Genomic DNA, 14,364 nt, shown 5'->3' with positions numbered 1-14,364 from the left:
GCTTAAATATCAAGAGTCGTGGTTAACTGGTAGTCTGTAATAGACTCAGTGTTGGTGAATAATGGGGTCAAGCTGTGTTGCCATCCATTGCGCGATAAACGGCTGGGCGTCACGGTTGGGATGGATGCCATCATCCTGCATCCATTCTGGCTTGAGATAAACCTGTTCCATGAAAAACGGCAGCAGAGGAACACCCAACGTTGTAGCAAGCCGCGGATAAACCGCGCTGAATGATTCCGTATAGCGCCGTCCATAGTTGGCAGGCAAGCGGATTTGCATCAGCAACGGTTGGGCGTTGGCCGCTTTGACTTGTGTAATGACGCTGGTGAGTTCCCGCTCCAGGTTTTGGGGAGGAAACCCACGCAGGCCGTCATTGCCGCCCAGCTCAATCAATACCCAGCGCGGCTGATGTTGTTGTAGCAGCATCGGCAGGCGCGCCAGCCCCTGTGCGGCGGTGTCGCCACTGATGCTGGCGTTCACCACCCGGACCGTGACGGCTGGGGAGCGCGACTGCCAGGTCGCATCCAGTAATGCAGGCCAGGCCTGGTTCGCCGCCATGCGATAGCCTGCGCTCAGGCTGTCGCCCAGCACCAATAGCGTATCTGTCGCGAAGGCGCGCAGACTGAACAGGCCCCAGAATAGAAGGATAACGACATGCCTGCAGAAAACATTCTTGAAGTTCATCATCTTAGTAAGCACGTTGGTCAGGGGGAACATCAGCTCTCCATCCTCACCGGAGTTGAGCTGGTTGTCAAACCTGCTCAGACCATTGCGCTGGTGGGTGAGTCCGGTTCGGGGAAATCGACCCTGTTGGGGATTCTGGCCGGACTGGATGACGGCAGCAGCGGGCAGGTGTCGCTGCTTGGTCAGCGGCTCGATAGCCTGGATGAAGAAGGCCGTGCTGCACTGCGGGCGCAGAATGTGGGGTTTGTGTTTCAGTCTTTTATGCTGGTGCCGACCCTGACCGCGCTGGAGAACGTGCAGTTACCGGCGTTGCTGCGTGGCGAAAGCGATCGCTACAGCCGCCAGCAGGCGGAGCAGCTTTTACAGCAGCTTGGGTTGGGTGCGCGATTACACCACCTGCCTGCGCAGCTTTCCGGCGGTGAACAGCAGCGCGTCGCGCTGGCTCGTGCGTTCAGCGGCCGCCCACGGTTGCTATTTGCCGATGAACCGACCGGTAACCTCGACCGTCAAACGGGCGATCGTATCGCTAATCTGCTGTTTTCCCTTAATCGTGACTTTGCCACCACGCTGATTTTAGTGACGCATGACGAACAGCTGGCGGCGCGTTGTGAGCGTTGTCTGCGGTTGCGCGACGGAAAATTGTGGGAGGATGCATGATCTGGCGTTGGTTTTGGCGAGAGTGGCGATCGCCGTCGTTGCTGATTGTCTGGCTGGCGTTAACGCTGTCGGTGGCTTGCGTGCTGGCATTGGGGTCTATCAGTGATCGGATGGAGAAAGGGCTTAGCCTGCAAAGTCGGGATTTTCTGGCCGGCGATCGCGTGCTGCGGGCATCCCGCCCGGTAGATGAACAGTGGTTACAGCAGGCGCAGCAATTAGGGCTGGCGCAGAGTCGGCAAGTATCGTTCATGACCATGACCTACGCGGGAGACAACGCGCAACTGGCTCAGGTTAACGCCACCGATACGCAGTATCCGTTGTATGGCGAGCTGAAGACACAACCCGCCGGGCTGCGGGCGTCGCCGGGCACGGTGCTGGTCGCTCCACGTCTGCTGGCGTTACTGGGAATAAAGGTGGGCGATAAGTTGGATGTCGGCGATACCACCTTGACCGTCGCCGGGGAATTGCTGCAAGAGCCGGACGCGGGGTTTAATCCGTTCGAGACCGCGCCACGGGTGTTAATGAATCTGGCTGATGTGGACAAAACCGGCGCTATTCAGCCCGGTGGACGCATTACCTGGCGCTATATGTTTGCCGGGACACCCTCACAACTCACCCGTTTTAGCGACGTTATCACGCCACAGTTGAAACCGGATCAACGCTGGTATGGTATGGCGGATTCGCAGGGAGCCGTGGGCAAATCGTTGCAACGCTCCCAGCAGTTCCTGCTGTTGTCGGCACTGCTGACGTTACTGCTTTCGGTGGCGGCGGTCGCCGTGGCGATGGGGCATTATTGCCGCAGCCGTTACGATCTGGTGGCGGTACTGAAAACGCTGGGGGCTGGGCGTCAGGCGTTGCGTCGGCTGATTATCGGGCAGTGGGTATCGGTACTGATGCTATCGGCATTGTGCGGCAGCCTGCTGGGAATGGGCTTTGAAGCGTTGCTGATACGGGTACTTGCACCGGTGTTGCCGGGCGAATTACCCGCTGCCGGGCTATGGCCGTGGGGCTGGGCGCTGGGAACGCTGGTGTTGATCTCCTTGCTGGTGGGGATTCGCCCTTACCGGCAGTTGCTGGCGACCCTGCCGCTGCGGGTATTACGTCAGGATGTGGTCGCGAATGTGTGGCCGTTGCGCTATTACCTGCCCGCCGTGGCAGTGATGGTTATCGGTTTACTGGTGGTGTTGTCTGGTGGCGGCGCGTTGTTATGGTCGCTGTTGGGTGGGATGCTGGCATTATCGCTGCTGCTGGGGGGGATTGGCTGGGGCAGCTTGCTCGTGTTGCGTCGCCTGACGCTGAAAAGGCTGTCATTGCGTCTGGCAATTAACCGCTTGTTACGTCAACCGTGGGTCACGCTGGGGCAACTGGCGGCGTTTTCACTCTCTTTTATGCTGCTGTCGCTTTTGCTGCTGTTGCGTGGTGATTTGCTGGAGCGCTGGCAACAGCAGTTACCCCCCGGTAGCCCTAACTACTTTGTGTTGAATATCAATGCGGATCAGGTGCCGCAGGTCAGGGATTTTCTGGCGCAGCATCAGGTAAAACCGCAAACGTTCTACCCGATCATTCGCGCCCGCCTGACGGAAATCAATGGGCTGAGGGCGACTGATCTGGTGCATGAGGATGATCCCGGTGGGGAAACCGTCAACCGGGAGTTGAACCTGACCTGGCTGGCGCAGTTGCCGGGGCATAATCCGCTGGTGGCAGGGCAGTGGCCGCCAAAAGCGGGCGAAGTGTCGATAGAACAAGGCGTGGCGCAACGTCTGGGGCTGAAGATTGGCGATACGCTGACGTTTACCGGCGATACTCAGCCGTTTCAGGCCACCATCAGCAGCCTGCGGCAGGTGGATTGGGAAAGCCTGCGGCCGAACTTTTTCTTTATCTTCCCGCCAGGAACGCTGGATAGCCAGCCGCAGTCATGGTTGACCAGCTTCCGTTATGACGGCGGCGATACGTTGATCACCCAGTTGAATCGACAGTTTCCTACTCTGACGGTGTTGGATGTCGGGGCGATTCTACAGCAGCTTGGTGCTGTGTTGCAGCAGGTCGGGCTGGCGCTGGAAGTGATGGTGGTGCTGGTGTTGTTCTGCGGCGCGCTGTTATTGCTGGCGCAGATTCAGGTGGGGATGCGCCAGCGGCGTCAGGAGTTGATTGTCTATCGCACGCTGGGGGCTGGGCAGCGTTTATTACGCGCCACCTTGTGGTGGGAGTTCGCGGTACTGGGGTTATCGGCCGGTGTGGCGGCAGCACTGGGGGCGGAAGCCGCATTGTGGTTGTTGCAACGCAAGGTGTTTGATTTTCCGTGGCAGCCGAACCTGTGGTTGTGGGGCGGGTTGCCAGTCGTGGCGGCGTTGCTGCTGTCGCTGTACGGCAGTTGGCTGGGGCTGCGTCTGTTACGCGGTAAGGCGTTGTTCCGTCGTTATCACGCCTGAGTTAAATACAGCATCCTAATGGAGAGTAATGATATGACGTTAACAGCCGTTGGGATAAGGGCAAGTGCCCGGTGATGACAGTGTGTGAAGTGTGAAGATGCGCGGCCTGTGTTTAAGGCCGCGCAGTGCGGATGAGTTAGAAGTCGACGCTGGCGCGTAACACCACTTCACGTGGGTCGCCAATCGCCACATATTGGCTGCTGCCGCTGGAGGGGTAGTAGGTTTTGTCGAACAGGTTTTTGATGTTCAACTGCCATTTCACCTTGTAACCGTTGAGCGGCACGCTATAGGCGATAAAGGCATCCGCCACGGTGTAGTCGTCAAGGAAAAAGCTGTTGGCGGCATCGCCCGGTCGACGGCCCACGTAGCGTGCGCCGACGCCAGCACGCAGATCATCACCCGCATGAAGGCCCAGATTGCCGAAGTCGTTGGTCAGGAACAGTGACGCGGTGTGGCGCGCCACGTTAGCCATTTCATTCCCCTGATTCGTCGGGTCGGAGGTGACACGTGCATCGGTAAAGGCGTAGGCACCAATCAGGCTCAGGCTGTCGGTCAGTTTGCCCGCGACATCCACTTCTACCCCTTGTGAACGTACCTTACCGGCGGTGCGGGTAACCGTTTCGCTGATGCCGTTAATGGTTTGCAGTTCATCCACCATCACGTTGCGCTTTTGAATATCGAATAACGCCAGGTTGGCGGTAATACGATTGGGGAGATCCAGCTTGGCACCAATCTCGTAGGAGCGCCCGACTTCCGGCTCCATCGTCGCCCCTATTGCTTTGTTGACGGCCGAGTTAGGCTTAAAGGATTCGCTATAACTGGTGTACAACGAGGCGTAAGACGTGAGGTTGTACACGACACCCGCGCGTGGCACCAGTCGGCTGTCTGACCTGTCGGTATTGGTCACGAAGGGACGCCCTTTGCCTGACATGACATCGAAGCGGTCATAGCGCACGCCGCCTAACAGCATCCAGTGTTCATCCAGTCGTATGGCGTCCTGCATGAAAACGCCGGTGCTATCGACGTCTTCTTTCTGGTCGCTCTCCGCTGCGATAACCGAGCTGGACGCCGGGAAAAGGCCGTATACCGGGTTATAAACATTGAAACTGCTGTTGTTTTTACCACGAATCATATTGCCGCGATGGGTACGGTCAGCTTCATGATCGAAACCGAATAACAACTGGTGGTTGATGCTGCCCCAGTCGATATCGCCATTTAACGTCAGTTGCACATTTTGTGACTGACTGTGCGCGTCCTGCGTTGCATCAGCCCGGCGTGTCAGGAATCCGGTATTGGGGTTAAACGACATGGCTCGCGCCTGATTGTCGTTATAGGTATTGCGGCTATAGGCGTAATTCAGTTTGCTTTTCCAGCGCTCGTTCAGCGTATTTTCCATCTGGAACGTCAGTGTGTCCTGATCGCCGCGGGTGGCGTTATAGGTTTCATCAAACCGTCGCTCGCGCGGCGTGGCAACAGGTTTGCCAGTGCGGCTATCGATGACAGTCCCGCGATCAAACGGTGTCAGGTATTCCATGTGCTCATAAGCAACCAGCACGGTGGTATTTTCGCCATACCACATCAGTGAGGGGGCAACGGTTGTCTGGCGATTACGGCCGAAATTACGCCAGTAATCGGTTTCATCATGATCGACAATCAGGCGATAAGCCAGACCAGAGGTGCTGATCGGGCCGGTGACGTCAAACTGGCCACCGCCGCCGTTAAAGCTGCTGTTCCAGCCTTCGATATGGGTTTTCTGCACCAGCTGCGGCTTTTTGCTGATGATGTTGATCATACCGCCAGGGTCGCCCCAGCCGTACAGCATGGATGCTGGCCCTTTGAGCACTTCCACCCGTTCGGTGGTTGGGGTGACGTTACGCGCCTGAATCGAACGTACGCCGTCACGCAGGATGGAACCGTCACGGTTATCACCGAAACCACGCTTCATCACGGCGTCTTGTGTTCCCCCCAGCGTGTTAGCCTGAGTGATGCCGCTGACGTTGTATAACGCATCATCAAGGTTTCTGACCGCCTGATCCTCCAGCACCTGCTGCGGCACCACGTTAACGGCCTGCGGTATATCCAGCAGGCGGCTGTCGGTACGGGTGCCGATTACGGCGTTGTGCGGTTGATAGCCGGTATCCCCAGTGCTGGTAGCAGGTGTGCTGGCGTTCACTACCAGGGTATCTTCCTGCTTTTTGGTCTCTGACGGGGTAGTGCTATCTGTTGATGCGGCGGTGGTCTGAAGGCTGAACGGTAGCAAAGCTAGCAGTGGCCAGCTTTTTTGCCAGTGGCGGTTATTCATGTGTTAACTGACTCCAATAGGTCCCTGAAAAATCAATCGGTAAAAATTGTTGATAGAGTTGTTGTAAGGTGCGCTGTGGATCGATGTCGCTAAACAGCGTCGGGTAGAGGGCTTTGGCGAACATTTCCACCATCACCACGTGATAAGGGCTGAGATAAAAGTTGTGCCACATACTCCAGGCCCGGCCGTTGCCGACGGCGCTGAGGTGTGAGAGCAGAGGCTCTTGCAGCAGTAGCGTGCGTAAACTGTCGCTTGCCTGACGGGGCGTGACGTCCGGGCCGAGCATCAGGTCAGAAAAGCGTTTGCCATCCGGCCCGGCCATGCCGGTGGCAATGTAGACATCGGGGTTGGCGGCTAATGCCTGTTCCGGGCTCAGCTCGCCGTATACTCCTTTGACTTTGCCTGCCGCGATGTTATCGCCGCCAGCAAAGGCCAGCAGTTCGCCGAGATTACCGTTGACGGCAGTGGTGCAGCAGGTATCCCGGCGGCCAAGATGCAAATGCAACATCACCGTCGGTTTGCGCCCTTGGTACTGCGCGAGCCGTGTTCTTATGGCATCCATATGCTGCTGGTAGAACGTGATAAAGGCATCGGCACGTGACTGCTGGTTCAGTACCTCACCCAACAGACGCAGGCTGGGGACGGTGTTTTTCAGCAGGTCAATGCGCAGATCGACATAAATGTAAGGAATGCCCGCCTGCGTTAACGCCTGCTGGATGCTCTGTTCGTTGTCAGCCCCTTTGGCCAGCCGCGGCAGGATCACCAGATCGGGCTTCAGTGGCAATAGCATCTCTGCGTTGACGCTGTTGAGATTGCCGTTACCCAACTGTGGAATACGCGCGATATCAGGGAATGCCGTTATGTAGCGTCGCCAGCTTTGGGCATCGTAACGCGCCAGGTCGCCAGGCCATCCCACGATGCGCTGCGCCGGGCTCCCCGGTTCCAGCAAGGCCAGCGTATACAACATGCGACTTTCACCCAGCACGATCCGTTGCGGGTTATCCGGAATGATGACCTGACGACCGGTGATGTCGGTGACGATTTTGGCCTGAACCAGAGGGGAAAGGCTGAGTAGGGTGAAGAGGAGAAAAAGGATACGCATGTGCTTTTCTCGTAAAAATTAGGCGTGAAAAAATAATAAGAATTATTTTTATTTGCAACAAAAAGACGAAAAACGAAAGTAAAAAAAGAAAAGCCCTGCTATTTCACAGGGCTATTGCAAATGGGGGCGATAGTTAACGACGGCCGTGTGATACGGCGAGCGCATTAACGGAGAATCAAGAGGGGGTTTTCTCGTCGTGATGCTCGTAACCACGACCGAAGCGTCGCTCCAGTCGTCCCTGGATCAGTTCCAGCCCGATAGACAGCAACCAGTAAATCACGGCAGCGGTAGTGAGCATTTCCATGTAGTGGTAGGTGCTGCGCCCGTAAGACTGCGCCAGAAAATTCAGTTCCCACAAGCCCATCAGCGACACCAGTGACGAGTCTTTGATCATTGAAATGAACTGAGAACCGGCAGGAGGAATGATGATGCGCAGCGCCTGCGGTGCCACCACATGGGTGGTAATGACCCAACGTGACAACCCCAACGCCATCGCCGCTTCTTTTTGACCGCGGGGAACCGAGAGTACGCCGCTGCGAATGGTTTCCGCCAGATAAGCGCCGTAGTTGAGCGATAGCGCAATAATACCGGAGGTGAAAGCGCTCATCACAATACCGACCTGGGGCAGGGCGAGGTAGATTATCAGTACCTGCACCAGCAGAGGAGTGCCGCGAAACAGCGAAACGTAAAACGTGGCGCAACCAAAGGCGATGGCGCTGGAAGAGAGCCTGCCTGCTGCGGTGATAACCGCCAACAGGATACAGAACAGCATGGAGATGATGGTGATGACGACGCTCAGCACCGCTCCCTGGATGAAGCCATCCGGCGACAGGTGCATGCCCAGCATGGAAGGCAATTTCTGACGGATAAGGCCGGTATCCAAATCCATAAATGAAAACAGCCACAACAGCAGGCTGAGCAACACCAGCCAGGTCAGCCCCGCACGCAAACGAAAACCTAATCCGGCGCGCTCAGGTGCCGGTGGCATGTTGGATGGGGTTTTTGCGGTGGAGCGCGACATTACGGGGTGACCCCGGAGATGTCTTCACCAAACCACTTCATGGAGATGGCTTTTAGGGTGCCGTCGGCACGCAGTGCAGTGATGGTGTCGGCCAGTGTTTTGCTCCATTCCGGGTCGCCTTTATCAACGGCAATCCAGTTCGGTTCAGCATACAGTTCCTGCAGAATGCGCAGTTGCGGCAGTTTTTCGAGGCGAGGTTTAGCCGTGATGCGATCGGAAATGACCGCATCCAGACGTTTACCTGGGCCTAACGCCAGATTACGGAATGCCATTTCTTCATCGGTGGGGACTGCCTGAACATGGTCAAATGGGAAGGCAATCGGCTTGCCGCCGGGGATCACCAGACTTTTGTTGAGGTAGTTCTCGTAGCTGGAACCCAACCCCAGCCCGACTTTTTTGTTGCTCAGGTCAGCGGCGGAGTGGATGTTTTTCTCATCTTTATGGACGATCAGCACGGCGAAGGTGCTGTAATAGGGGGTAGCGAAATCCAGCACTTTGGCGCGCTCGGCGTTTGGCGTCATCGAACAGATGCACATATCCCAGCGGCCTTGCCATTTACCACCGACGATGGTTTCCCAGCCTGGTGTTGCCAGTTCCAGCTTTGCCCCCAGTTTCTGCGCGACGGCGTTGGCAACATCGACATCAAAACCGACCAACTGATTGTTATCATTCAGATAACTGAATGGCGGGTAGTCATTGAACAACACGTTACGGACAACACCGGTTTGTTTAACCCGGTCCAGCGTGCTACCGGCCTGCGCGGTGCTCAGCGCCAAACAGGTACTCAGGGCGAGAGCCATCAGAGCGAGGAGTTTTTTCATCTATTTTCCCTATAAGCGAGCATCACAACGATTAACGCAGGGCGAGTGGCCGCGTCCCGTGTGGAAATCACAAAGGCGCTATTTTATAGCAGCAGCGGGCGAGTGCAAAATACGGTCTTTGTCGGGTAGTTGGAAAGCCGGGCATAAGCATCGGTGATTGGCGGTATCTTATCGTCCCGATAAGTTAAACCGGATAAAAAAAACCTGCCACCGAAGTGGCAGGTTTGACAGCGTGAGGCACGGTTCGCGTTATTTTTTGCGAGCGTACTTCAGGGAGTCGAGGGCAACAGCGAAAATGATGATGCCGCCTTTGATAATGTACTGCCAGTAAGGGCTGACACCGATGTAAGTTAGACCGTAGTTGATGAGGGTGAAGATGATAACCCCGGTCACGACACCGGCAACCGTACCGACACCACCGGCAAAAGACACGCCGCCAACCACGCACGCGGCGATGGCGTCAAGTTCGTACATAAAGCCGAGGTTGTTGGTGGCACTGCCGATACGGCCTGCTTCCAGCATACCGCCGAAGGCATAGAACACACCGGACAGCATGTACACCCAAATCAGGTTCAGCGACACGTTCACACCAGACACTTTGGCAGCTTCCGGGTTACCGCCGATAGCGAAGATGTTTTTACCAAAACGGGTTTTATTCCACAAAATCCACACGAACAGTGACGCAATCGCTGCATAGAACGTGATGTAGGACAGTTTGAAATCGCCGAAGCGCAAAAAGCCCTGTGTGAAGGTGGAGAAACGGTCGTCAAAGCCGGCGATCGGGGAAGCGCCCACGATGTCGTAGTACAGTGAGTTGATACCGTAAACGATGATCATCGTACCCAATGTGGTGATGAACGGCGTCACTTTCAGGTAGGCGATGATAAGGCCGTTGACCAGACCAATCACTGCACCGATAGCACAAACGATCAGAATAACCAGCGGGATCGGCATGGTTTCCAGGTGTGGGAACACCTTGTTGGTGTTGTCCATCGCCTGTAACAGCGTGGCGGCAACCACTGCGGCGAGGCCGACCTGGCGACCAGCTGACAAGTCGGTACCTTGCGTGACGATAAGCCCAGCGACGCCAAGCGCGATAATGACGCGCACCGAAGACTGGGTAAGAATGTTACTCAGGTTGGTGAGGCTGAGGAAGGTGGGGTCCTGGATAATAATAATCACCAGCAGTACCAGCAGTACGGCGTAAATGCCACTGTCTTTCAGCCAGGTGAGCGCACTTTTTTTAGTTGTAGCTTTCATGGTAACAGCCCTTGCATCATTAAAGGTGTAACGACGCTAAACGGAGAATTTCGTTCTGCGTGGTGTTCTTGGTTTCGACAATGCCTGCGACGAGGCCATTACTCATCACCAGAATACGGTCGGTGATGCCCAGCAGCTCTGGCATTTCAGACGAAATGATGATGATTCCTTTGCCTTTTTTCGCCAGCTCTGAAATCAGCTGATAAATCTCGAATTTCGCGCCCACGTCAATGCCACGGGTCGGTTCGTCGAGCATCAGTATTTCCGGCTGAGTCAGCAGCCAGCGTCCGATGATGACCTTCTGCTGGTTACCGCCGGACAGCGAGCCGATAGCGGTGTGGTGGCCTGGGGTTTTTACCCGCATGGAATCAATCACCCACTGCACATCGCTTTTCATGCGTTTGTTGTCCAGCAGGCCGAGGCTATTTTTGTATTTGTGAATATTGGAAATCAGCGAGTTAAAGCCGACATCCAGATAGGCGTAGATACCGGTAGAGCGGCGCTCTTCGGTGACCAACGCGAAACCGTTATTAATCGCTTCGTTAGCGTTGTGGTTGTTGATGTCTTTGCCGTGCAGCTTGATAGTGCCGCTGAGTTTTTCGCGGATACCGAACAGGGTTTCGACGATATCGGTACGTTTGGCACCGACCAGACCCGCAATCCCCAGAATCTCACCCTGGCGCAGGTCAAACGACACATCGCGGATAGACGGTTGACGCATTGAGGTCAAACCGCGTACTTCCAGCATCACGTCGCCCGGGGTGTTGGTTTTATCCGGGAAGCGTTGATTGAGGGAACGGCCCACCATCATGGCGATGATCTGGTCCATATTCAGGCCTTCGAGCGGTTGAGTCGCGACCCACTGACCGTCACGCAGGACGGTGATTTCATCGCACAACTGGAAGATCTCTTCCATTTTGTGGGAGATATAAACAATGCCGCAGCCCCGGTCTTTCAGCTTACGGATGATAGTGAACAGATGGTTCACCTCTTTTTCCGTCAGCGACGAGGTGGGCTCGTCCATGATGACGATTTTGGCATTGTAGGAGAATGCTTTGGCGATCTCGATCATCTGCATCTGCGACACGGACAGTGTGGCTACTTTGTCGCGCGGATCGATATCGATATCCAGTTCATCGAAAATGGCTTTGGTGTCGCGATACATTTTTTCCTGATCGACGAACAACCCTTTTTTGGGATAACGGCCGAGCCACATGTTATCCATGACCGAGCGTTGCAAAACCAGGTTCAATTCCTGATGCACCATGGATACGCCGTTCTCCAGCGCTTCTTTCGCGCTTTTGAAATCGATCTCCTGCCCCTGGAATTGAATGCTGCCTGTATCTTTCTGATAAATGCCGAACAGACATTTCAGTAGAGTCGATTTTCCTGCGCCGTTTTCTCCCATCAGGGCATGGATAGAGTGAGGGCGCACCTTCAGGTTGACATTATCCAATGCCTTTACACCGGGAAACGACTTACTGATATTGGTCATCTCCAGCAGGAATTCGCGCTGAGTGGTTAGAGTATCACTGGTCATATTTTACCTGGTCGAAATATTACCTGGCTGAAACGTTGCCAGACTGAACATGACTGTCTGGCTGAAAAAACCGGTCGTTCAAACAGTGAAGGGCGCAGCGGTTGCTGCGCCCCGACAAGATTACTTCGTGAATTGCGCCAGGTTTTCTTTATCAACCGGCACGTAAGGTACGCGAACCACCTTGTTTTCAATTTTGAAGTTGGTGCCTTCAGCTGCCGGTTTGCCCAGCGCCAGGTTTTTCGCCAGATCGATAGTGGCTTTGGCCTGGTTGTCGGCGTCATTCAGCACGGTACCAGCCAGTGCGCCGGATTTGATCAGCGACAGGGCTTCAGGCAGCGCGTCAACGCCGAATACCGGAATGCTGCTCTTGTTATGCGCTTTCAGCGCTTCGACAGCACCCATTGCCATGGCGTCGTTGTTGGCAATCAGCACTTCAATCTTGTCGGCGTTAGGACCAGACATCCAGGCGTCAACTTTGTCTTTCGCCATAGCGGTATCCCACATGGCGGTATCCATCTGCAGCTGCTGGACTTTGATGCCGTCTTTGGTCAGGGTATCAATCACGTATTTGGTACGGGCTTCGGCATCCGGATGGCCCGGTTCGCCTTTGAGCAGGGCGTACTGGATAACGCCATCTTTGTTCAGATCCCATGATGGGTTGGCTTTCCAGTGTTTGGCGATCAACTGACCCTGAATGATCCCGGATTCTTTCGAATCAGTACCGACGTAGTAGGCTTTGTCATAGCTGGCCAGTACTTTTGCGTTCGGTTCTTTGTTGAAGAACACCACCGGTACATCGGCCGCTTTCGCTTTCTGTACCACAATGGCCGCAGCAGCCGGGTCAACCAGGTTGATAGCCAGTGCTTTCACGCCTTTGGCCAGCAGGACATCGACCTGATCGTTTTGTTTGGATTGGTCGTTCTGCGAGTCATTCATCAGCAGGTCGACGCCACCCAGGGCTTTGGCTTCTTTTTCAATATCTTTACGCACCATCGACATGAAGTTGTCGTCGTATTTGTAGATGGTGACGCCGATACGGGTATCCGCGGCATGGGCGGAGGCTCCGAACATCATGCTGGCAACCAGGGCGGTGAGAGTGAAAACCTTCTTATTCATGATATCTCCGGGTTTATGCAGGGTAGTTCTCAGTCCGGCCGCACAACGCAAGGTAGACGTAGTACGGCAGTCAGTTAGTCGTCATCAGTGGCGGGTAACGCCGGTCTGATGGAGTTTGCAGGCATGGCCCGCTTAAAGCCTGACTTCCCTGTTTCAGGCGGCGTTCGCCGGTTGGCAGCGCGACCTGATAATGCATCCTGAATATAAACAGCGTCCTGAAACTGATATTGTGAACGTTTTCGCCGTGGCGGCCGCTAACAATTCAACTGACTGGGCGACCGTGTTACAAGGCGTCCGGCCTACGCAGTACGCCACCATCATAGAGAGCGCAATGTTAATTAACTGTGAATTTACTCACAAATTGAAAGCGGTTACATGGATGATTTGAATGAATTAGTGACCGCTTCCACATTTTAACGGGCCGCCACCGAATGCCGCCGTACCAGCGTCGGCATGAAACAGTGTCTGGCTGTTGGGTCCAGCAACCCTGCCGCGCCTTTTAGCGCCAGCTCTGTGGCGATTTTCGCCATAGAAACAATAGGGTAGCGGATAGTGGTCAGGCGCGGGTCGGTGTAACGGGAAATGGGGATATCATCGAAGCCGACCACCGAGAACCGTTCCGGTACCGAAATGCCATTATCTTTCAACGCCATTAAGGCGCCCGCGGCCATACCGTCGTTATAAGCGAAGACGGCTGTTAACTGCTGGTTGCGTCCCAGCAGTTCCACCATCGCCGCTTCTCCCCCCTGCAGGTCAGGCTCGCCGGCGGCAATCCACTCATCAGGTGGCTCGATGCCATGTTCCTGTAACGCTTGTCGCCAGCCAGTCAGACGTTCCGTTACGTCTTCTATCGGGTGGCTGGATCGCAGATAACCAATGCGTTGATGCCCCTGTTGTAACAACATACGGGTCGCCATCATGGCACCGCTGATGTTATCGAGGCAGACGCAGCGGTGCGCGTAGTTCGGCAGCACCCGGTTGATCAGCACCATGCCGGGGACCTGATCCATGAAGCCTGCCAGCTCCTCATCGGATAAGGCTTTGGCATGCACGATCAGCGCGTTACAACGCTGGCGGATCAGGACTTCGATGGCATGCCGTTCCTTTTCTTCCTGGTGGTAGGAGTTGTTTATCAGCACATGCTTTTGCAGGCGCTGTGCCACGGTATCGACGGCTTTGACCATCGCGCCGAAGAACGGGTCCGACACGTCCATGACCACCACACCAATGGTGTCACTGACCTGTGATGCCAGTGCCTGCGCGTTAGCATTAGGCCGGTACCCTAATTGTTCGACGGTTTGCAGCACCAGATCGCGTGTCTGTTGGGTGACCGCGCTGTTGTTATTGAGCACACGGGAAACGGTAGCGATGGAAACGCCCGCCTGACGTGCGACATCACGGATGGTAATCATGCATACTCACCACAGAAGAA

General features: G+C 55.3%; 11 protein-coding genes. 2 read left to right on the top strand and 9 right to left on the bottom strand.

The annotated features are described in order from the left end of the window. Positions 1-45: 45 nt before the first annotated feature. Positions 46-687 carry a multifunctional acyl-CoA thioesterase I/protease I/lysophospholipase L1 gene (gene tesA, locus LF929_RS14805; protein ID WP_210174719.1) on the bottom strand — a complete coding sequence of 214 codons (642 nt, stop codon included), beginning with the start codon at positions 685-687 and terminating at the stop codon, positions 46-48. Between tesA and ybbA the strand changes: the two genes are divergently transcribed. Both ybbA and ybbP read left to right on the top strand, forming a co-directional pair. Beyond that, complete coding sequence (ybbA, locus tag LF929_RS14800; protein WP_210174718.1) at positions 655-1,341, top strand: putative ABC transporter ATP-binding protein YbbA; 687 nt, start codon at positions 655-657, stop codon at positions 1,339-1,341. The genes tesA and ybbA overlap by 33 nt on opposite strands. Further along, the gene (ybbP, locus tag LF929_RS14795) at positions 1,338-3,770 is read left to right on the top strand and encodes a putative ABC transporter permease subunit YbbP (RefSeq protein WP_210174717.1); all 2,433 of its coding nucleotides are present in this window, start codon (positions 1,338-1,340) and stop codon (positions 3,768-3,770) included. Before ybbA ends, ybbP begins: the two co-directional genes overlap by 4 nt. A 136-nt stretch (positions 3,771-3,906) precedes the next feature. Here the strand turns inward: ybbP and LF929_RS14790 are convergent, their stop codons facing one another. The 8 genes from LF929_RS14790 to galS form a co-directional block, all read right to left on the bottom strand. Beyond that, positions 3,907-6,072, bottom strand: a complete 2,166-nt coding sequence (locus LF929_RS14790; protein ID WP_226092606.1) for a TonB-dependent siderophore receptor — start codon at positions 6,070-6,072, stop codon at positions 3,907-3,909. After that, positions 6,065-7,174: an ABC transporter substrate-binding protein gene (locus tag LF929_RS14785; RefSeq protein ID WP_210174715.1), complete on the bottom strand. Its 1,110-nt coding sequence runs from the start codon at positions 7,172-7,174 to the stop codon at positions 6,065-6,067. The genes LF929_RS14790 and LF929_RS14785 overlap by 8 nt, the downstream gene beginning before the upstream one ends. A gap of 175 nt (positions 7,175-7,349) precedes the next feature. Continuing rightward, positions 7,350-8,195: an amino acid ABC transporter permease gene (locus LF929_RS14780; RefSeq protein ID WP_080647278.1), complete on the bottom strand. Its 846-nt coding sequence runs from the start codon at positions 8,193-8,195 to the stop codon at positions 7,350-7,352. Continuing rightward, a complete protein-coding gene (locus tag LF929_RS14775) occupies positions 8,195-9,016 on the bottom strand; it encodes an ABC transporter substrate-binding protein (protein ID WP_210174714.1) in 822 nt (273 codons plus the stop codon). Before LF929_RS14775 ends, LF929_RS14780 begins: the two co-directional genes overlap by 1 nt. A gap of 249 nt (positions 9,017-9,265) precedes the next feature. After that, positions 9,266-10,276, bottom strand: a complete 1,011-nt coding sequence (mglC, locus tag LF929_RS14770; protein ID WP_038903725.1) for a galactose/methyl galactoside ABC transporter permease MglC — start codon at positions 10,274-10,276, stop codon at positions 9,266-9,268. A 19-nt stretch (positions 10,277-10,295) separates the two neighbouring features. After that, positions 10,296-11,816 carry a galactose/methyl galactoside ABC transporter ATP-binding protein MglA gene (mglA, locus tag LF929_RS14765; protein ID WP_038903726.1) on the bottom strand — a complete coding sequence of 507 codons (1,521 nt, stop codon included), beginning with the start codon at positions 11,814-11,816 and terminating at the stop codon, positions 10,296-10,298. 120 nt (positions 11,817-11,936) lie between these two features. Then, positions 11,937-12,932 (bottom strand): galactose/glucose ABC transporter substrate-binding protein MglB, encoded by a 996-nt coding sequence (mglB, locus tag LF929_RS14760; protein WP_038907338.1) that lies wholly within the window; start codon positions 12,930-12,932, stop codon positions 11,937-11,939. A gap of 413 nt (positions 12,933-13,345) precedes the next feature. Continuing rightward, the gene (gene galS, locus LF929_RS14755; protein ID WP_038903729.1) at positions 13,346-14,344 is read right to left on the bottom strand and encodes an HTH-type transcriptional regulator GalS; all 999 of its coding nucleotides are present in this window, start codon (positions 14,342-14,344) and stop codon (positions 13,346-13,348) included. Positions 14,345-14,364 lie beyond the last annotated feature (20 nt).

Origin of the sequence: Dickeya oryzae, assembly GCF_020406815.2 — a bacterium.
In the GTDB taxonomy this organism is placed as follows: domain Bacteria; phylum Pseudomonadota; class Gammaproteobacteria; order Enterobacterales; family Enterobacteriaceae; genus Dickeya; species Dickeya oryzae.
The sequence above is the reverse complement of the archived record's forward strand: the minus strand, read 5'-3'. Positions and strand labels throughout refer to the sequence as shown.